The following is a 17,738-nucleotide window of genomic DNA, read 5'->3' on the forward strand; positions in this document are numbered from 1 at the left end:
GCCGGGGGTACGTCCCCCGGCGCGATTGTGATTGTGATGTGGTCTTCAGACGGCGAGCTGGCGGCGCACCTCGGCGGCGACGCGGCCACCCTCGGCGCGGCCGGCCACCGCGGTCTTCGCCGCCTTCATCGCCGGCCCCATCGACGCCTGGCCGCTCAGGCCGGTCAGCGCCTCCGCGACGATTCCGGCCAGGTCCTCGTCGCTGAGCTGGGTCGGCAGGTAGCGGTCGATGATCTCGAACTCGGCCAGTTCCTTCGCCGCGGACTCGGGGCGACCGGCATCCGTGAACGCCTGCGCCGACTCGCGCCGCTTCTTGGCCTCCTTGGCCAGCACCGCGAGCACCTCGTCGTCCGCGAGCTCCCGCTTCTCCCTGCCGGCGACCTCGGCAGTGCCCACGGCGGCGAGCGTCATCCGCAGCGTCGACGTGGTCAGCTCGTCCCGAGCCTTCATGGCGGTGTGCAGGTCATCGTTCAGGCGGTCCTTGAGCGTACCCATGGGGAGTGAAACTACCCTTGGTGGAATGCGGAAGCGCACCCTTTTCAGTCTGGCCGCCGGCACGGTCGCCGCCGGAGCCGCCACCCTCGCCTATGCCTCGCTCGTCGAGCGCAACATGTTCACGCTGCGCCGATTCGACGTGCCAGTGCTGGCGCCCGACGCCGAGCCGTTGCGCATCCTGCACATCTCGGACCTGCACATGATGCCCGAGCAGCGGCGCAAGCAACGCTGGGTCGCCGCGCTGGCCGCCACCGACCCCGACCTCGTCGTGGTCACCGGCGACAACATGGCCGACCCCGCCGCGGTTCCCGGAGTCCTCCGCGCGCTGCAACCCCTGCTCGACCTGCCCGGCGCGTTCGTCTTCGGCTCCAACGACTACCGCGGGCCGATCTTCAAGAACCCGTTCAGCTACTTCAACCCCAACCGGGAGTACGTCCAGGGCGCCGAACTGCCCGCCGACGAGCTCCGCCAGGTCCTGACCGACGCCGGCTGGACCGACCTGAACAACGCCCGCACCACGATCAAGGCCGGCGGCCGCGTCATCGAACTGGTCGGCGTCGACGACCCGCACGTCGAGCGCGACGACTACCCGCTGGTCGCCGGCCCCGCCTCGGACCTCGCCGACCTGCACGTGGCCCTCACCCACAGCCCTGAGCCCCCGCTGCTCGACCTGATGGCCGCGGACGGCTTCGACCTGCTGCTGGCCGGCCACACCCACGGCGGCCAGGTCTGCGTCCCGTTCTACGGCGCCCTGGTCACCAACTGCGGCCTCCCCCGCAACATGGTCAAGGGCCTGCACCGCTGGCCCGGCTCCGACTCCTGGCTGCACGTCTCCGCAGGCCTCGGCACCCACCCCACCGCCCCGGTCCGCTTCGCCTGCCCGCCCGAGGCGTCCCTGCTGACCCTGATTCCGCGCTGACCCACGCCCCGGTGCCCTGCGCTGACGCGCGAAGGGGATACCGAATTTGCCCTCGGGTTGCGATCCGCTAGTATTTGATCCGCACCCCGGGGTATGGCGCAGCTTGGTAGCGCGCCTCGTTCGGGACGAGGAGGCCGTCGGTTCAAATCCGGCTACCCCGACCGGTAAGTGCAGAGCAGGGCCGTTTCCCTCCGGGGAAGCGGCCCTGACTCATTTCCCCGGCGTGTGCGATCGGACCGCCGGGGCGGCGTGAATCGCCGGTGGACAATCGGGGGAACACGCCTTGACGAGGGCGTCTCCTCCGCGAGACTGGACAGATGGTCAAGACGCTGCGCCCGCAGAGTTACAACGAGGTGTTCTACGTCGGGCATTACTTCCGTGAGGGGTTCGCGGTGGTGATGGACCTGACCAGCCTGACCGACGAAGAGGCCACGCCGCTTGTGGACTTCGCGGCGGGCCTCATCGTCGGGCGGGGCGGTGAGATGGAGCGTCTCGCGCCCAAGATCTTTCTGCTGCGGCCGCCCGGGATGAAGGAGTCGGACCTGCCGAACGTCCCGGTGCTGGCGCCGGCGCCGATCTCACGCGGCGGGCTCTGACCGGGCCTAGGCGGCGGTCTCGGCCAGGCCGCAGGCGCGCTGCACGGCATTCACGTGCGCCGTCATGTCCGTGGCGAGCGCGACCACCCGCGGCGCGTTGTCCATCCGCTCCTCGTCGGTCAGGCCTTTGAACTCCTCACCCAGCCGCAGCATGCTGTCCACGTCCACAGTCAGGTCCTTGACCGCCACGCGCAGGTCCCCGTCGAGGACCAGCATCGTCGCGTACCGCTTCATGGTGGCCACCTCGTCCCGCATCTGCGCGGCGGTCGGTGACTCCGCGGCCGTGGTCGTGGCCGGAACGCCCTTCCCGGTCGTGTTCGCCTGCACCGCAGGCGTGCCGGCCGCGGGAGCCTGCGCCGCGGCGAACCCGCCGCACACCTCCCGCTTGGCGAACTCGTTCGCGCCGAACGTCAGCCCGAATCCGAGCAACACGATCGCGACCAGCCCGACCGCGATCGGACCGGCCGGGGAACGGGTGGGCGGCGGCGTCCACATCACCGGCGACGGGGCACCGGGCGCGGAGCCCGGGGAGTAGTAGGCGTTGGTCAGCTGCTGGTACGGATTCGCCGGCACAGCCGAGGGGGAGCCGTGCGGCTGCTCGGTCGTCATAGGCCTGGTCACAATCATGTTGGGGACGGAACGCCTGCTCAATCGGCACCCGCCCCACCACCCTTAGAACTCCCCGTCCGCAACCGGCGGCCCGGTCAGAGGCGGACCGGCATCAGGATGGTGAAGGAGTCGGGGCTGTGGAGGGCGAGGGGCATGATCGGGCCGTCCAGCTCGAGGACCAGCTGGCCGGGGGCGCCGGCGTCGAGGGCGGCGAGGAGGAACTCACGGTTCAGGGCGATCTGGTGGGGGGCGGACGGGTCACCGACGGTGAGCGTGCCTGCCGCATCAGTGGTCAGGACCAGAATGGGGAGGTTCTCGTGCAGCACGGTCGGGGCGGCGGCGACCTCGCGGCGCAGCGCGGCCGCGTCCACGGTCAGGCGTAGGGGCTCACCGGCCTTGGCGGCCAGCGCGCGGCGGTAGTCGGGGTAGTCGCCGGGGAGGACCGGAACGCCGCTCAGCTCGTGGCCGCCGGCGACCACAGCGATCGCGTCGGCGGTCAGGGAGAGCATGACCGGGCCGCCGGTGGCGAGCAGGGGCATGAGCGCGTCGACAAGCGGCAGCGGTGCGATCACGCCGAGGTCCGGGCCGGTGAGGTCGAGGAGCGGAACGTCGGCGACGGCCATCCGGTAGCGGTCGGTGGTCACCAGCCGTAGCGCGCCGTCGCAGATCTCGATCAGGACGCCGCCGAGGACGGGCAGCTCCGGGTCGGTGCCGGCGGCGTGGCGGACGGCCGCGAGCGCGTCCCGTAAGGCGGCGGCGGGCGTGGTCAGCACGGTCATCGGGGCCTCCGCGGGGTGGTGTTCACCGTCGATCAGGCGGTGGATCCGGGAGAGTTCACGCCGCGCGTCGGCCAGGCCGTGCTCGAGCCGCCGCAGGTGCGCGTCGAGCAGCGCGTGCAGGGCCGGCCGGTCGTCGAACCGGTCGAGCATGGCGGTGATCTGAGGCAGCGGCATGCCGACCCGGCGCAGGCCGGCGACCAGGCGTGCGGCGGGGACCTGCCCCGCCGCGTACCTCCGGTAGCCGTTGCGCGGGTCGACGAACGCGGGCACAAGCACGCCGGCCCCGTCGTAGAACCGCAGCGCGCTGATGGTCAGGCCGGTGGCCCGCGCCATCTCCCCGATGCCGATGCCGGCGGAAGAGCTCTCCACGACGGGAACCCTCATCCCTCGACCTGGTGGAGGGTCAAGCCACGCAGAACTCGTTGCCCTCCGGATCGGCCATCGTGACCCAGGTGTTCGGGCCCTGCCTGCCGTTCCAGAGGAACGTCGCCCCGCGCGCGGTGAGCCGCTCGACCTCGGCCGCCCGCTTCTCGTCGCCGACACGCACGTCGAGGTGGATGCGGTTCTTCACGGTCTTCGCCTCGGGGGCGGTCTGGAAGAGCACCCGCTGCTCGGTGGCCGGGTGCCGGATGGCCGCCCCCGAGGCCCAGACCAGCGCGCCGCGGTGGGTCGTGGTCTCGGCCTCGGTGGCGTACCCCTTATCGATCATGCTTTTGATGAAGGTCGCGTCCTGTGGCTCGACGGACCAGCCGAGCGTCTCCGCCCACCAGTCGGCCTGGGCGTGCGGGTCAGCGCTGTCGATCGCGACCTGGAAGTCGTATGCCATGCCCCGATCGTAGGGACAGTTACGCCTCTTCCGCGGCTTCCGTGCGGTCCGGCTGCTCGGCGAGCAGCGTGAACTTGAACTCGGTGGTCGCCGAGTCGGGGTCCTCCTCGGAGGTCACCGTGTACGACTCGACCCGCACGCCGAGCCCGAGCGTGTCCGCCGCGGTCAACGCCTCGGTCAGCTCCTGCACGGTGTGGAAATAGGCGGTGTAGATCTCGCCGGGTTCTTCTTCGAGGACAGCTTCGGTAGTCATGTCGGCCGAGCCTAGATCCAGAACGGGCCGCGCGCCCGGTAGCGACGCGGCCCGCACCCCCTAAAGAGCGAGCCAGATGGTGGTGTCCGGCGGCAGCAGGCCGTCGTCGAGCGGCCCGCTGGCGAGCAGGACCTCTCCGGTGAACGGCACGGCGGACGCGGAGAGGTTCGCCACGCAGGCGAAGCCGGAGCCGCGCCGGAACGCGAGCACGTCCGGCTCCGACGGCAGCCACGCCAGTGGACCGGAGACCGACCTGCGCAGTGCCAGCGCGGACCGGTAGAGCGACAGCATCGACGCCGGGTCGGCCCGCTGCACCGCGACTGTCCGGTCCTTCCACCCGCGTGGTTGCGGCAGCCACGGCGTCCCGGTCCCGAATCCGAACGGCGGTTCCGTGTCCGACCACGGCAGCGGCACCCGGCAGCCGTCCCGGCCCGGATCGCGGTGCCCGGAGCGGTGCCACATCGGGTCCTGCCGCAGCGCGGGCGGAATGTCCTCGACCTCCTCCAGACCCAGTTCCTCGCCCTGGTAGACGTAGGCGGCCCCGGGCAGCGCGAGGCTGAGCAGCGCGGCCGCCCGCGCCCGGACCGTACCCAGGCGGAGGTCTGTGGGGGTTCCCTCGCGCTTGGCGGCGAAGCTGAAACCGGTCTCCTCGCGGCCGTAGCGGGTGACCGGCCGGGTGACGTCGTGATTGGAGATCACCCAGGTGGCGACCGCGCCGAGCGGCTCGTGCACGCGCAGCGTGTCCTCGATGACCTGCCGCAGCCGGGCCGGATCCCACGGGCTGCACAGGAAGTCGAGGTTGAACGCGGAGTGCATCTCGTCCGGCCGCAGGTAGCGGGCGAACCGCTCCGGGGACGGCAGCCAGACCTCGCCGATAAGCGTCCGGTCGCCCTCGTAGGAGCCGATCACCTGACGCCACTCGCGGTAGATCTCGTGCACGCCGTCGAGGTCGTGGAACGGGTGCGGTTGATCAGGAAGAACCGGTGGAAGGGCCGGGTCCTTGACAAGCAGCGCGGCCGAATCCACCCGGAAGCCGTCCACCCCGCGGTCCAGCCAGAACCGCAGGATGTCGAGGTGCTCCTCCCGTACCCGCGGATGGTTCCAGTTGAGGTCGGGTTGGGCCTTGTCGAAGAGGTGCAGGTACCAGGCGCCGTCCGGGGTCTGGGTCCAGGTCGGCCCGCCGAACTCGCCCTCCCAGTCGGTCGGGCGCTCGGGGCCGGGGCGGAACCAGAACAGCTCGCGCTCCGGCGCGTCAGGTGACGCGAGCGCCGCCTGGAACCACGTGTGCGCGGACGACACGTGGTTCGGCACGATGTCGATGATGATTTTGATGCCGGCCGTGTGCGCTTCCGTGATCAGCGCCTCCGCCTCGGCAAGCGTGCCGAAGATCGGCTCGATGTCCCGGTAGTCGGCCACGTCGTAGCCGGCGTCCGCCTGCGGCGACGGGTACCACGGGCTGAACCAGATCGCGTCCACACCCAGGTCGACGAGGTGGTCGAGGTGGGCGCGCACGCCCGCCAGATCACCGATGCCGTCCCCGTTCCCGTCCGCGTAGCTGCGCGGATAGACCTGGTAGATCACCGCGTCACGCCACCATGTGCTCACGTTCACCCCTTCATTGCCCCGGCCGACAGGCCCCCGATGATGCTGCGCTGGAAGATCAGGAAAATTACGACCATCGGGATGCTGGCGATCACCAGGCCGGCGAGCATCATGTTCAGCGGCACCTGGCTGGTGAGCGACAGCCGGGACAGCGCCACGCTCAGCGTCTGCGCGGCCGGCGACGGCAGCACCAGCAGCGGCCAGAGGAAGTCCTTCCAGATGCCGATGATCGCGAAGATCGAGACGACGCCGAGGACCGGCCGGGACAGTGGCAGCACCACCGACCACAGCACGCGCAGCCGGCCCGCGCCGTCGATCGCGGCCGCGTCGAGCAGGTCGTTCGGGATCTGGTCGAAGAACCGCTTGAGCACGTAGATGTTGAACGCGTTCGCGACCGCGGGCAGCCACAGCGCCCACGGCGTGTTCAGCAGGTTCACGCCGAGAAGCGGCACGTCCGTCACGGTCAGGTAGGCCGGGATCAGCAGCGCGGACGCGGGCAGCATCAGACTGGCAAGCATGCCGCCGAGGATCACGTTGCCGAGCACCGGCCGCAGCTTGGACAGCGCGTAGGCCACCGCCACGTCCAGGACAAGCACGAACAGCCAGCCGCCGAACGCGTAGAACACCGTGTTGCCGAAGTAGCGCGCGATCTCCATCCGGTTCCACGCGTCCGCGTAGGAGCCCGGGTGGAAACTCTCCGGAATGAACGTGGGAATCGGCTGGGCCAGCTCGACAGGGGATTTCAGCGCACCTGTCACCATCCAGTAGATGGGGAACAGGAACGCAAGCGTGAACGCGACGGTCACGGCGCCGAGCACCGCGAAGTAGAGGCCCCGATGGCGGCGGAGTTCCGTCTCCGAAATGAGCGTGCGCATCAGGACTCCTGGCTTCGGGTGAGTCGCAGGTAGACGGCGGAGAACGCGCCGAGCACCACGAACAGCGTCACGCTCATCGCGGCGGCCAGGCCGAAGTCGTTGTTCACAGTGAACGCGTACCGGTAGATCAGCACCATCACCGTGATCGTGTCCGGATTCGTGGTGCCGGTCAGCTGATAGGGCTCGATGAAGACCTGCATGGTCGCGATGACCTGCAACAGCAGCAACACAAGCATCAGGAAGCGCAGCTGCGGGATCGTCACGTGCCGCAGCCGCTGCCAGAGCGACGCGCCGTCCAACTCCGCCGCCTCGTACAGCTCGCCCGGAATGCCCTGCAGACCCGCGAGGTACATCAGCGTCGCGCCGCCCAGGTTCGCCCATGTCGAGACCAGGACCAGGGAGAACAGCGCGGTGCTCGGGGACTGCGTCCACTGCGAGGTAGGCAGCCCGGCCGCGCTCAGGACCGTGTTGAAAAGGCCGTTCCCCGGGTCGTAGAAATAGCGCCAGAGCAGCACGACCACGATCGGCGGCAGCATCACCGGCAGATAGACCGCGACCCGGAAGAACCCTTTCAGGTGCCGCAGCTCATTGAGCAGGATCGCCAGGAACAGCGGCACCAGATAGCCGAAGACCAGCGCGAACCCGGTGAAGACAAGCGTGTTCCGCCACGCGGTCCAGAACAGCGGATCCTCGAACAGCGCGACGTAGTTCTCCGTGCCCACCCAATACGGATCGGTCACGAAGTTGTCCTGCTGGAAGCTCAGGATGATGCCGCGCACAAGCGGGTACCAGGAGAACAGCGCGAAACACACGAGCCCGCCGGCCATGAACGCGTAGGCCAGCAGATTGTCGCCGATCGCCCGGCGCAGACGCCCGCTTCGCGGCCGCTTCCGAGGATCGGGAGGCGTCTCCGTCCGGGCCGGAGCCGACAGGACCGCCATCGTGGTCACCTTTCCTCAATTCAAGCCCATTCAGCGGTACGACAGGAAGGCGCGACGGCCTTCGCGCGAGGGAGACGGCGCCGCCGGTTGCCCCGGCAGCGCCGCCCCTCGCCCTACTTGACCGACGCCAGGATCTGGTTGACCTGCGTCTCCGCGTCCGCGAGGAGCTGGTCCACGTTCGCGTTACGGTCGGTGAGCACCTTCTGCATGGCCACGTCGAGCACCGCGTAGACCTGCTGCGCGTTCGGCGGCTCAAGCTTCACCGGGATGCTCGGCATCGCGGCCTTGAACGGCGCGTAGTTCTCCTGCGGCACGTTCGCGTACTTCGCGTCCGCGGTCGCCTGGATCTGCGCCGCGTCACCCGTGAAGATCGCCGGCTCGGGCAGGCCGACCGGGAGCTTGTTGTCGGCGTTCCACTTGTTCTCCGCCTCGAACCGCTCCGCGCTGGTGAACCAGAACGACAGCCACTTCAGGCCGGCCTTGATCTTCGCGGGTGAGGCCTTGGCGTTGAACATGTAGCCCTCGCCGCCGCCGAGCGTGCCCGCACCACCGGGGATCGGGCCGAGCCCGTACGTCTCGTACTTCCCCTGGTACTGGTTGACGATCGTCGGGATGTTGTCGGCCGTCGCCACGTACATGCCGAGCTTGCCCGAGCCCATCATCTGCAGCAGGTCCGCCCACTCGAGCAGCTGCTTCTCGCCCATCGAGTTGTCCGTCCAGCGCATGTCCTTGAGCTGCTGGAGCACCTGCTTGCCCTGCGCGCTGTTGAACGCGGCCTTCCACGTGCCGCCCCCGTTCACCGCGACCTCGCCACCGAGCGAGTAGATCTCCGTGGTGAAGTGCCAGCCGCCGGTGTTGCTCTTCGAGTAGTCGCCGTAGCCCACGTGCCCGTCGCCGAGCGCGCTGATCTTCTTGGCCGCGTCGCGTACCTCGGCCCAGGTCTTCGGCGGCGTGGCCGGGTCAAGCCCGGCCTTGGTGAACACGTCCCGGTTGTAGAGCAGGCCCATCGAGTAGTTCTTGTAGGGCAGGCCGTAGGTGCCGCCCTTGTCGTCCTGGAAGACGCGCAGCACCTCCGGCTTGATCTGCGCCGCGACCGGAACCTCGCCCAGGTACTTGCTGATGTCCGCGACCTGGCGCTTGGCGATCAGGTTCGCCGGGTCGGTGAAGTAGACGTAGAAGACGTCCTCCAGCTGACCACCTGCAAGTTTCGCGGCGAACGTCTGCGGGTCCATCTTGCCCTCGCGAGGGTCAAGATCGATGTCGGGATTCGCCTTCTCGAACTCAGCCACGTTGTCGAGGAAGCGTTGGTGGTTGGCGGCCTCGGTGGCCGGCGGCAGTCCGTTGATCACCAGGGTGACCTTGCCGCCCTCCTCCGTGTCGTCGTCGCCGGAACCGCACGCGGCGGTTCCGAACCCGAGCCCGACGACAAGCAGGAACCCGAGAGTCGTCCGCATCCGATGTGTGCCCATGGGAACGGACCCCTTCCGTGGGGTGTGTAAGCAAAGTGATGGCTCTGTAACGCCGTGTTTCGTGTCGATGACGATACAAACACCAACCAGAGACCGCAAGAACTGCACAACATCAAGAAAATATCCGACGGTACGACGTGGAGGCGCGAAAAACGGCCCCTGACCATCAGGTCGTGGGCCGTTTGCTCGGTTTTATGGCTACTGGCGCGGTCGAGCCGCTTCGGGTTACCGGCGCGGTTGAGCCGCCTCCGGGCTATCCCCGGGGCACCGGCGCGGTCGAGCTGCGCACCACCAGCTCCGGCTCGAAGAGCAGCTCGTCCGCGGCGATCTCCGCGCCGTCGATCTGCTGCACAAGCAACTCCACCGCGGACTGGCCCATCGCCTCGATCGGCTGCCGCACAGTGGTCAGCGGCGGATCCACACTGTTCATCAGCGCGGAGTCGTCGAACCCGACCACCGACACGTCCTGCGGCACCCGCAGTCCCAGCCGGCGCACCGCCCGGACCGCACCCAGCGCAAGCACGTCGCTTGCGCACAGGATGCCTGTGACGCCCTGCTTGACCAGCTTCGCCGTGGCGGCACGCCCGCCCTCGGTGGAGAAGCTCGACCGCTCCACGTCAAGCCGGATCCTGCCCCCGTGCGCGGCCACCGCGGACTCGGCCGCGGCCAGCTTCCGTCGCGACGGCACATGGTCCGACGGCCCGAGCAACGCGCCGATCCGGGTGTGGCCGAGCGAGACCAGATGCGCGAGACCCTGCTCGACCGCCTCCGCGTCATCCGTGGACACCAGCGGGAAGCCCAGCCCGTCCACACCCGCGTTGACAAGCACGGCCGGCAGCCCGCGGTCGGTCAGCTTCTTGTAGTGCTCGTGCGACGCATCAGCCATCGCGTAGTTGCCGCCGGCGAAGATGATTCCGGACACCTGGTGCTCGAGCAGCATGTCAAGGAACTCGACCTCGGAGACGCCGCCGATCGTGCGCGCGCACAGCACAGGCGAGAACCCGCGCTGCACAAGCGCGCCGGTCACCGCCTCGGCCAGCGCCGGAAATATCGGGTTCTGCAGCTCCGGAAGCACCAGGCCGACAAGCCGGGCGCGCTCGCCGCGCAGCTTCGTCGGGCGCTCGTAGCCAAGCACGTCAAGCGCGGTAAGCACCGCGGTGCGGGTCGCCTCGGAGACGCCCTCCCGCCCGTTCAGCACCCGGCTGACGGTGGCCTCGCTGACGCCGGCCTTCTTCGCCACCTCGGTCAGTCGTCTCGTCACGTACGCAATACTACGTCGCGATTTGCGAAAAAACCGAACCGAAATGTGTCGTGTAACAGAAAGCCGGCGTCAGCGCTTTGCAAGAATCCTCAGTTGAGCGCCTTGATCGCGTCAAGCGTCGCCCGGTGGAACGTCGGGTACGCGTAGATCATGTGCCGCAGCGTCGCCACCGGCACCTCGCCGTGCACCGCGACCGCCAGACCGCTCAGCACCTCACCGCCGGTCACACCCGCGGACGTGGCCCCGACCAGCACACCCCGGTCCACGTCCTCGACCACCTTGATGATGCCCGCGTTACCCGGCCCGTGGATGTACCCACGCGACGACTCGGACACGTCCGTCACGCCGACCCGCACGTTCAGCCCCTGCTCACGCGCCTGGCGCTCGGTCAGGCCCACCGCGCCGACCTCCGGATCGGTGAACGTGACCCGCGGCAGCGCCCGGTAGTCCGCGCCCGGGCCGCCCTGGCCCAGAATGTCCCGCACCGCGATATCCGCCTGGTACATCGCCATGTGCGTAAACCCGCCCCGGCCGGTCACGTCGCCGATCGCCCACACGTTCTCGCCGGCCCGCATCCGGTCGTCCACCTCGATGAACCGGCCGGACGTGTCCACCCCCGCGTCCTGCAGGCCCAGCCCGCCGAGCTCCGCCTTCCGGCCCAGCGCCACCAGCAGCTTCACCGCCGACACCTCGGAGCCGTCGGACAGGCCCACCACGAACCGTGCCCCGTCGTGCGAGACGCGCTCCGCCCGTACCCCCGTGTGGATCTCGACGTTGTCGGCCCGAAGGGCCGTTTCCACCACCGCACCGGCCTCCGGCTCCTCCGCCGCCAGCAGCCGGTCACCGCCCTCCACGACCGTCACCTGCACGCCGAAACGCGCGAACACCTGCGCGAACTCGACGCCGATCGCGCCACCGCCCAGAATCACAAGCGACGGCGGCAGCTGCTCCACCTCGACCGCCTCGCGGTTCGTCCAGAACGGAGTTCCGGCCAGTCCGTCGATCGGCGGCACCACCGGCACGGTCCCGGTCGCCACCACGATCCCGCGCTGCGCGATGTACTCGTTGTGGCCCACCCGCACCCGGTTCGGCCCGGTGATCAGCGCGGACCCGCGCTCGAACCGCCCGCCCTTACCCGTAAACCGGTCCACCGCCACCTTGTCGTTCCAGGTGTCGGTCGCCTCCTCCCGGATCCGCTTGGCCACCGGCGCCCAGTCCGCCGTCACAGTCGCCCGCCCGGCCAGCTGCGCCACCCGGCGCGCCTCCACAAGCGCGTTTCCCGCCCGGATCATCATCTTGGTCGGAATGCACCCGTAGTACGGACACTCCCCACCTACCAGCCGACTCTCGATCCCCACCACGCTGAGTCCCGCGACAGCCAGCCGGCCACCCGCTTCCTCACCGCCCACACCAAGCCCGACAACGACAACATCGACCTGCTCCGGCTGCCCCATGCAGTCAGCATGCCACCCACCCACAGTCCCCGGTACGCCGACGGCCTTGCCGCCTGCACCACCCGTTTCACCCTTCCGCCACATAATCGACTATGTTGGTCTTCATCGACCCCCACCGGTGGGAGTAATCATGTCGCGACACCCGATCCGCGCTGGTCACCTGATACCTCGCAACGGCCACTACCCTGAGGTAATGACCCGTCTCACCTTCGACGTGCCCGAGGAACTCGCCGCGCGCATCCGCAAGGTCGCCGGCGAGGATCCGACCGCCTGGTTCGAGGCCGTCGCCCGGGATGCGCTGCTCAAGCAGGAAGCGACAGCGGTCGCCGAGTTCGAGGCCGGCCACGCCGACGAGGCATGGGAGCGGGAGCGCTGGGCTGCGTGATACGCCGCGGTGACATCTACCGGCACCGGCTCGGCCGCCACTTCGTGGTCGTTTCAACCGCCCGCCTGAACGAGGTAGGCACCGTCATCGTCGCTGAGATCCACGACCTGGTGCCGTCCGGCATGCAGGGAATGCTCGCCATCGCACTCGGCCCCGCCGAACCGCTGACCGGTGCGGTGCTGGCCTGGCGGGTGAACTGGCTCGCCGGCGACCGCCTCGGCGACCCGGTCGGCAGCCTGTCCTCCGAGGCGATGGAGCATCTCGACATGGCCCTACGAACGGCCATGGACCTGTAGAGCCGTCTTGTAGCGTTCTCGGCTGTGACACTGATCAATGACGCGTTCGAGCCGGTACGCTGCGCTTTCGCCTCGCTCTTCGCATCCGGTGAGGAGACCGGGGCGGCGCTCACCGTGATCCATGACGGCGTCGTGGTGATCGAGGAGTGCGGCGGGTGGCGGGATGCGGGGCGGCGGACGCCGTGGACGCTTGACACGCTTGTCGGCGTCTACTCGGTGAGCAAGCCGGTGGCCGCGCTCTGCGTGCTGCTGCTCGTGGCGCGCGGCCGGCTCGGGCTGGACGACCCGGTGGCCCGGCACTGGCCGGAGTTCGGCGCGGCCGGCAAGTCGGAGATCACGGTCCGGCAGCTGCTCACCCACACCGCGGGCGTGGTCGCGTTTCCCGAGCACGTCGACGCCGAATCCACGACGGCCGGCTCGCCCGCCGGCTCATCTGCCGACTCATCTGCCGACTCTCGGCCGCTTGTCGCCGCGGACCTTGCCGACTGGGATCTGCTCGTCTCCTCGCTGGCCGCCGCGCCGCCGGCCTGGGAGCCGGGCACTGTGGCCGGCGAGTTCGCGCTCACCTACGGCCATCCGCTCGGCGAGCTGGTCCGGCGCGTCGACGGGCGCACCCTCGGCGCCTTCCTTCGCGACGAGATCGCCGTACCGTGGAATCTTGATTGTGCCTTCGGCCTTTCCGCCGGCCAGCTCGCCCGCTGCGCCGACCTCGAGCACGGAGACCCCGACTGGCCCCGGACCTCGCTCGGCGAACCAGGCAGTTGGCGCTGGAAGGCCCTGGCCAACCCGCCCGGCACCCGCGATCTCGACGTGATCAACGGGCCGCTGTGGCGGCAGACCGAGATCCCGGCCGTCAACCTGCACACCACCGCCACCGCGCTGGCCCGCCTCTACGCCAACCTGCTGTCCGGTGGCGCCGGCCTGTTCCCCGCATCGCTGATCACCGAGGCGACGTCGGCGCAGTACACCGGCTTCGACCTGGTGCTGGATCGCGAGGTGACCTGGACGCTTGGCATGCAGCTGGAACCGGACGGCAGCTGGGGCATGGGCGGGATCGGCGGCAGCTGTGCCTTCGCGGACCCCTCCCGCGGCTACGCCTTCGCCTACACCACCCGTCATCTGGCCGACTTTGACCGCGTGGACCGCCTGGTCGACACGCTCAACGCGCTGCTCTGACGGCCTACCACCGCGTCCGCCGAATCGGCGAAGGCGTGGTCCACATAATCGGCCACGCTGGTCGCAATGCTCCAGATACGCGGCCTCAACCGGCGCTATCTGGATAGTCCAGCGCAACGGTTCGCTCAGACCTGTCTGGCCGCTGACTGACCCTACGACGTGAAGGCCGACTACCACGCATCGAATGCGAAGATCGACAGTACGCGATAAATGAGGTCCGAACGGGGGTAGCACATCCGTACTACCGGATAGCCTGCCGGGATGACGGAGACCTCCAGCGGCGACGATGCAAAAGCCGCCCTCGCCGGGCGAGCCGCGACCGTCAGCCAGGCGGCTCAGGGCCTTCGGCGGGAGTCGGGCGAACGACACCTGCCGAAACAGCGGACGGCGGTCGGTGACGAACGCGGCGCGGCGCCTCGATGGCCGGTTCCCGCCGACGACACCACCCCGGTCGTCTTCATCTCCGCGGTCGGTGCCGACGGCGCGTCCTGGCAGCCCGTCATCGACAGGCTCACCTGCGGCGCCCCGGCCATCTCCTACGACCGGCCCGGCATCGGGTCCTGCCCACCACGGACCGGCCCGAATCCGGCGATCCCGTACAGCGTGTTCGCCGACGAGCTTCTCGCGCTCCTGAAAGCGAAGGGCATCGACGGCCCCACAGTCCTGGTCGGGCATTCGGTCGGGAGCCTGATCGCCCGCGTCTACGCTGGCCGTTATCCGGATCGGGTCGCCGGCGTGGTGCATGTCGACGGGTCGATTCCGCGCCTTCACCTGCTCGTGGCCGGGGAACCGTTCTTTGACGGCGACGGGCCGGGCGCGACCGAGTTGGACACGATCGCCGGCGAGGTCGAGGTACTGCGCGCGGCTGTTCCGCGGGCGCCGGCCGTGGTGGTGTCACGGGAACCCGGCCGGCATCCCGAGCTACCGCACCCGACCGACGAGTTGTGGACCGTCTATCAGGAGCAGCTTGCTGCCGAGTGGGGCGCGCCGCACATCATTGCCGACGGCTCAGATCACCAGGTGCCTCGCGACCGCCCCGACGTGATCGCCGCCGCCGTGGACGCAGTCGTCATCGCCGCCCGCAATGACGCGGCGGTCAGACTCCGCCAGTGGTGAAGGCGCCGGCCAGCAGACCAGCTTGACTAGCCATGCCGATTAAAAGCCAGAACCTACCTAGCCTGGCTAGTCAGGAATAGTCTGCGTGCATGAGCTTGGATCCCGATGACCCACGCACGCCGTCTCAACAGATCGCTGCAGCCCTGCGTGCGGAGATCAAGACAGGCAAGTTCGCCGCGGGCGAGAAACTGCCCTCCCAGAACGATCTTGTAGAGCGCTTTAGCGTCGCCCGCGAGACGATCAAGGCCGCGCTGCGCAAGCTCCAAGAGGAACGCCTGATCGTCACCCGGCAGGGCAGCGGCACCTTCGTCCGCGCCAACACGGAGCGTCCCGTGGGTCTGCGCCCGCACGTCGAGCGCGCCTTCGAGCAACCGAACGTGACAATCGACTTCGCAGGATTCTCGGGCGAAACGCTCTACAACTCGATCCAGGAGACCTTGGACAAGGTCCGCATCGGCCGGCTGACCCCCGAGTCGATCCGCTTGCGCATCCTCATCTCCGACATGGGCGTCCCGATGGCAGTCCCGTGCCGCGCCGAGGACCAGGCCGACGACCCCGCGATCCGCGCCCGCTCCAAGCGCATAACGGACCGCTCCATCCAGGCGGTCACCGACGCCGTCCAGGAACTCGCAGATCTGGCGTTGGTCAAGACCGCGGAGATCGAGGTGCGAGCTCACAGCGCCGCTCCGCTGTTCAAGCTGTTCATCATCAACGGGGAGGAAGCGTTCTTCGGCTTCTACCCCGTGGTCGAGCACACCGTCAGCGTCGAGGGCAAGCCGCTAGCCATCTACGACGCCATGGGCAAGGACGCCGTCCTCTTCCCCTTCAGCCCCAGCGACGACGACAACACGAACGACGCGCTGTACGTCCAGCAGGCCCGCGCCTGGTTCGACAGCCTGTGGAACACGATCGCCCGCGAGTACGTCGCATGACTGCCCCGGATCTGGCCGCCCTGCTTTCGAGGGCCCGGGTCATCCTTTTGGACTTCGACGGCCCGGTGTGCAGCATCTTCGCCAACTATCCCGCGCCCACGATCGCCGCCGAGCTGCGACAGGTTCTCGTCGACCAGGGCGTCACCCTCACCGACGACATAGCCGACGAGCCGGACCCACTGGAGGTGCTGCGCTGGACCGGCAGACTCGGCCGCGCCGCATTAACCCGAAAGATCGACCACGCGTTGACGGCCGCAGAACTCACCGCGGTACGTAGCGCCGAGCCGACGCCCTACGCGCGCGAGTTCATCGTGGCCGCCCACCAGGCCGGGAAGCGTCTTGCCATCGTCTCCAACAACTCCGCCGACGCGTGCCGCGCCTACCTCACCGACCGCCGACTCCAGCAATACATCACCCCGATCATCGGCCGCCCTTTCGCCGATCCGTCTCGGATGAAGCCCAGCCCGGATCCGGTGCTCACTGCTCTCGCCGCCCTCGACGCCGAGCCGGACGAATCCATCCTCATCGGCGACTCCGTCAGCGACATCGAGGCCGCCCATGCGACCGGAGCCACTGCGATCGGATACGCCAACAAGCCGGTCAAGTTTCGGCATCTAGATGCTGCCGACAGCATCGTAGACAGCATCGATGCATTGGTTACTTCCCTCGCCGCCGACGAACTGTAAGGCATCCGGCACCATTTACTTCTTTAGCAGTAATCCTGCTGACGAACACGCCCATTCACAAACAATGTGCCAGGATCTGGGTATGAAGATTATGCTTGACACAAACCTTTTGGTCATACCTTGGTGACGAAGGAACTGCCAAGGATTTCGACGCTGAGGTGAAGCGGCGAAAATCAAAAATTGTAATGGCGCCGAGCACGCTGATTGAAGTCGTTCGACTTTCCAACCCTGAGGTTCGCCAGAAAATCATTCAGACACTTACAAGCGGGCCGCGTCACCGCTTGACTACCGAGGTTCACTTGGAATGCCTTGAGGTCGTTTCCGAGGCCAAGAGAGTACGACCGAAATGGCTGCACCAGGTTTACAATGCCGGGCGAATCTCATCACTCAACACCTACTGGACGAAGACAATCTGGAGTGAAGCAGTCAACGACTCACAACGGCTATACACGTACGAGACTAGCAGGTTGCCGGAACGTGATCTCCTCACCTCAAGGCAACGCGAAACCAGAAAGCAGATCCTACAAGATAAGTTCGACATTCGTCCGCTCACCGCGCTTACAGCCGACCTATCCGCAGACACTATCCCAGCGGAGTTTATGGAAGGATGGCCGGGACACCCCGTCGAGGCGTGGAGAGTGATGTCCTGGACCCTTTACTGGAATCAGCTAGTCAGAGTACCCGTTCGAGCGATCATCACAAAAGAAGACCGTACCGTCGCCGATTGGGCGGGCGCTTACCTTAAGCTGGAAAGCATCCGATCAGAAAAGGCTGACTTTCTGAGGTTTTGGGCTACCGATGTTGAACTCAGCAACATGCCGCGCAATTGGCTGAGGTGGGCAGTTAACGTCATGCAAATGAACTCGAAAGTGACACCGGGAAATCCGGCAGACGAACAACACAGCGCCTACCTAGTAGACTGCGACGTATACCTCTCAGCCGATGCAAACTACGTTAAAATTCTGAACGAGGTACGGACAGACGCACCTTTTTCTTTTGCCGAGCCCTGCCTCGTCTCTGGCGACAAAGATACGCCAGTAGTCGATAGGATCATCGCGGCTCTCTGAG

The 17,738-nt window shown here is 67.9% G+C and carries 20 protein-coding genes and 1 tRNA gene; 10 read left to right on the forward strand and 11 right to left on the reverse strand.

From position 1 onward, the window contains the following. Positions 1-45: 45 nt before the first annotated feature. Positions 46-495 carry a GatB/YqeY domain-containing protein gene (locus ACIA8K_RS14155; protein WP_396058650.1) on the reverse strand — a complete coding sequence of 150 codons (450 nt, stop codon included), beginning with the start codon at positions 493-495 and terminating at the stop codon, positions 46-48. Between the two features lie 25 nt (positions 496-520). Between ACIA8K_RS14155 and ACIA8K_RS14160 the strand changes: the two genes are divergently transcribed. The 3 genes from ACIA8K_RS14160 (at position 521) to ACIA8K_RS14170 (ending at position 2,010) form a co-directional block, all read left to right on the forward strand. Continuing rightward, the gene (locus tag ACIA8K_RS14160) at positions 521-1,414 is read left to right on the forward strand and encodes a metallophosphoesterase (RefSeq protein ID WP_396058652.1); all 894 of its coding nucleotides are present in this window, start codon (positions 521-523) and stop codon (positions 1,412-1,414) included. Positions 1,415-1,501: 87 nt separating this feature from the next. Further along, positions 1,502-1,575: transfer RNA gene (locus ACIA8K_RS14165), tRNA-Pro, on the forward strand. A gap of 156 nt (positions 1,576-1,731) precedes the next feature. Further along, entirely contained in the window at positions 1,732-2,010 is a 279-nt protein-coding gene (locus ACIA8K_RS14170) for a cell division protein SepF (RefSeq protein ID WP_396058654.1), read from the forward strand. A gap of 6 nt (positions 2,011-2,016) precedes the next feature. Here ACIA8K_RS14170 and ACIA8K_RS14175 read toward each other — a convergent pair whose 3' ends face one another. The 10 genes from ACIA8K_RS14175 to ACIA8K_RS14220 all read right to left on the reverse strand — a co-directional run bounded on the left by ACIA8K_RS14175 (position 2,017) and on the right by ACIA8K_RS14220 (position 12,079). Further along, positions 2,017-2,619 carry a hypothetical protein gene (locus ACIA8K_RS14175; protein WP_396058656.1) on the reverse strand — a complete coding sequence of 201 codons (603 nt, stop codon included), beginning with the start codon at positions 2,617-2,619 and terminating at the stop codon, positions 2,017-2,019. A 95-nt stretch (positions 2,620-2,714) separates the two neighbouring features. Then, complete coding sequence (locus ACIA8K_RS14180) at positions 2,715-3,782, reverse strand: MerR family DNA-binding transcriptional regulator (RefSeq protein WP_396058657.1); 1,068 nt, start codon at positions 3,780-3,782, stop codon at positions 2,715-2,717. Positions 3,783-3,801: 19 nt separating this feature from the next. Next, on the reverse strand, positions 3,802-4,224 hold the full coding sequence (locus ACIA8K_RS14185; RefSeq protein ID WP_396058659.1) for a VOC family protein: 423 nt from the start codon (positions 4,222-4,224) through the stop codon (positions 3,802-3,804). Positions 4,225-4,243: 19 nt separating this feature from the next. Further along, positions 4,244-4,477, reverse strand: a complete 234-nt coding sequence (locus ACIA8K_RS14190; protein ID WP_396058661.1) for a hypothetical protein — start codon at positions 4,475-4,477, stop codon at positions 4,244-4,246. A gap of 60 nt (positions 4,478-4,537) precedes the next feature. Then, entirely contained in the window at positions 4,538-6,082 is a 1,545-nt protein-coding gene (locus tag ACIA8K_RS14195; RefSeq protein ID WP_396058663.1) for a glycoside hydrolase family 13 protein, read from the reverse strand. 2 nt (positions 6,083-6,084) lie between these two features. Further along, positions 6,085-6,954 carry a carbohydrate ABC transporter permease gene (locus ACIA8K_RS14200; RefSeq protein ID WP_396058665.1) on the reverse strand — a complete coding sequence of 290 codons (870 nt, stop codon included), beginning with the start codon at positions 6,952-6,954 and terminating at the stop codon, positions 6,085-6,087. After that, the gene (locus ACIA8K_RS14205) at positions 6,954-7,895 is read right to left on the reverse strand and encodes a carbohydrate ABC transporter permease (RefSeq protein ID WP_396058667.1); all 942 of its coding nucleotides are present in this window, start codon (positions 7,893-7,895) and stop codon (positions 6,954-6,956) included. Before ACIA8K_RS14205 ends, ACIA8K_RS14200 begins: the two co-directional genes overlap by 1 nt. A gap of 113 nt (positions 7,896-8,008) precedes the next feature. Next, entirely contained in the window at positions 8,009-9,364 is a 1,356-nt protein-coding gene (locus ACIA8K_RS14210) for an ABC transporter substrate-binding protein (RefSeq protein WP_396058669.1), read from the reverse strand. 253 nt (positions 9,365-9,617) lie between these two features. Then, the gene (locus ACIA8K_RS14215; protein ID WP_396058671.1) at positions 9,618-10,625 is read right to left on the reverse strand and encodes a LacI family DNA-binding transcriptional regulator; all 1,008 of its coding nucleotides are present in this window, start codon (positions 10,623-10,625) and stop codon (positions 9,618-9,620) included. 89 nt (positions 10,626-10,714) lie between these two features. Continuing rightward, positions 10,715-12,079 carry a dihydrolipoyl dehydrogenase family protein gene (locus ACIA8K_RS14220; RefSeq protein ID WP_396058673.1) on the reverse strand — a complete coding sequence of 455 codons (1,365 nt, stop codon included), beginning with the start codon at positions 12,077-12,079 and terminating at the stop codon, positions 10,715-10,717. A gap of 193 nt (positions 12,080-12,272) precedes the next feature. On the opposite strand from ACIA8K_RS14220, the gene ACIA8K_RS14225 reads away from it, so the two are divergent. The 7 genes from ACIA8K_RS14225 to ACIA8K_RS14255 all read left to right on the forward strand — a co-directional run bounded on the left by ACIA8K_RS14225 (position 12,273) and on the right by ACIA8K_RS14255 (position 17,737). Further along, positions 12,273-12,464, forward strand: coding sequence for a hypothetical protein (locus ACIA8K_RS14225; RefSeq protein WP_396058675.1), 192 nt, complete (start codon positions 12,273-12,275; stop codon positions 12,462-12,464). After that, positions 12,461-12,760 (forward strand): type II toxin-antitoxin system PemK/MazF family toxin, encoded by a 300-nt coding sequence (locus ACIA8K_RS14230; RefSeq protein ID WP_396058677.1) that lies wholly within the window; start codon positions 12,461-12,463, stop codon positions 12,758-12,760. The genes ACIA8K_RS14225 and ACIA8K_RS14230 overlap by 4 nt, the downstream gene beginning before the upstream one ends. 24 nt (positions 12,761-12,784) lie before the next feature. After that, complete coding sequence (locus tag ACIA8K_RS14235; protein WP_396058679.1) at positions 12,785-13,936, forward strand: serine hydrolase domain-containing protein; 1,152 nt, start codon at positions 12,785-12,787, stop codon at positions 13,934-13,936. Between the two features lie 261 nt (positions 13,937-14,197). Continuing rightward, a complete protein-coding gene (locus tag ACIA8K_RS14240; protein ID WP_396058681.1) occupies positions 14,198-15,052 on the forward strand; it encodes an alpha/beta fold hydrolase in 855 nt (284 codons plus the stop codon). Between the two features lie 89 nt (positions 15,053-15,141). Next, a complete protein-coding gene (locus ACIA8K_RS14245; protein WP_396058683.1) occupies positions 15,142-15,984 on the forward strand; it encodes a GntR family transcriptional regulator in 843 nt (280 codons plus the stop codon). Continuing rightward, positions 15,981-16,670, forward strand: coding sequence for an HAD family hydrolase (locus ACIA8K_RS14250; protein WP_396058685.1), 690 nt, complete (start codon positions 15,981-15,983; stop codon positions 16,668-16,670). Before ACIA8K_RS14245 ends, ACIA8K_RS14250 begins: the two co-directional genes overlap by 4 nt. Before the next feature lie 95 nt (positions 16,671-16,765). Then, entirely contained in the window at positions 16,766-17,737 is a 972-nt protein-coding gene (locus ACIA8K_RS14255) for a hypothetical protein (RefSeq protein ID WP_396058687.1), read from the forward strand. The last annotated feature ends 1 nt before the right edge of the window (position 17,738 follow it).

It is taken from the genome of Catenuloplanes sp. NPDC051500, from assembly GCF_044454585.1.
Classification (GTDB): domain Bacteria; phylum Actinomycetota; class Actinomycetes; order Mycobacteriales; family Micromonosporaceae; genus Catenuloplanes.

Bases quoted from the DNA above. Each gene is read 5' to 3' on its own strand.
- ACIA8K_RS14155 (WP_396058650.1), bottom strand. From the start codon at position 495: ATGGGTACGCTCAAGGACCGCCTGAACGATGACCTGCACACCGCCATG.
- ACIA8K_RS14160 (WP_396058652.1), top strand. From the start codon at position 521: ATGCGGAAGCGCACCCTTTTCAGTCTGGCCGCCGGCACGGTCGCCGCC.
- ACIA8K_RS14170 (WP_396058654.1), top strand. From the start codon at position 1,732: ATGGTCAAGACGCTGCGCCCGCAGAGTTACAACGAGGTGTTCTACGTC.
- ACIA8K_RS14175 (WP_396058656.1), bottom strand. From the start codon at position 2,619: ATGACGACCGAGCAGCCGCACGGCTCCCCCTCGGCTGTGCCGGCGAAT.
- ACIA8K_RS14180 (WP_396058657.1), bottom strand. From the start codon at position 3,782: ATGAGGGTTCCCGTCGTGGAGAGCTCTTCCGCCGGCATCGGCATCGGG.
- ACIA8K_RS14185 (WP_396058659.1), bottom strand. From the start codon at position 4,224: ATGGCATACGACTTCCAGGTCGCGATCGACAGCGCTGACCCGCACGCC.
- ACIA8K_RS14190 (WP_396058661.1), bottom strand. From the start codon at position 4,477: ATGACTACCGAAGCTGTCCTCGAAGAAGAACCCGGCGAGATCTACACC.
- ACIA8K_RS14200 (WP_396058665.1), bottom strand. From the start codon at position 6,954: ATGCGCACGCTCATTTCGGAGACGGAACTCCGCCGCCATCGGGGCCTC.
- ACIA8K_RS14205 (WP_396058667.1), bottom strand. From the start codon at position 7,895: ATGGCGGTCCTGTCGGCTCCGGCCCGGACGGAGACGCCTCCCGATCCT.
- ACIA8K_RS14210 (WP_396058669.1), bottom strand. From the start codon at position 9,364: ATGGGCACACATCGGATGCGGACGACTCTCGGGTTCCTGCTTGTCGTC.
- ACIA8K_RS14220 (WP_396058673.1), bottom strand. From the start codon at position 12,079: ATGGGGCAGCCGGAGCAGGTCGATGTTGTCGTTGTCGGGCTTGGTGTG.
- ACIA8K_RS14225 (WP_396058675.1), top strand. From the start codon at position 12,273: ATGACCCGTCTCACCTTCGACGTGCCCGAGGAACTCGCCGCGCGCATC.
- ACIA8K_RS14240 (WP_396058681.1), top strand. From the start codon at position 14,198: ATGACGGAGACCTCCAGCGGCGACGATGCAAAAGCCGCCCTCGCCGGG.
- ACIA8K_RS14245 (WP_396058683.1), top strand. From the start codon at position 15,142: ATGAGCTTGGATCCCGATGACCCACGCACGCCGTCTCAACAGATCGCT.
- ACIA8K_RS14250 (WP_396058685.1), top strand. From the start codon at position 15,981: ATGACTGCCCCGGATCTGGCCGCCCTGCTTTCGAGGGCCCGGGTCATC.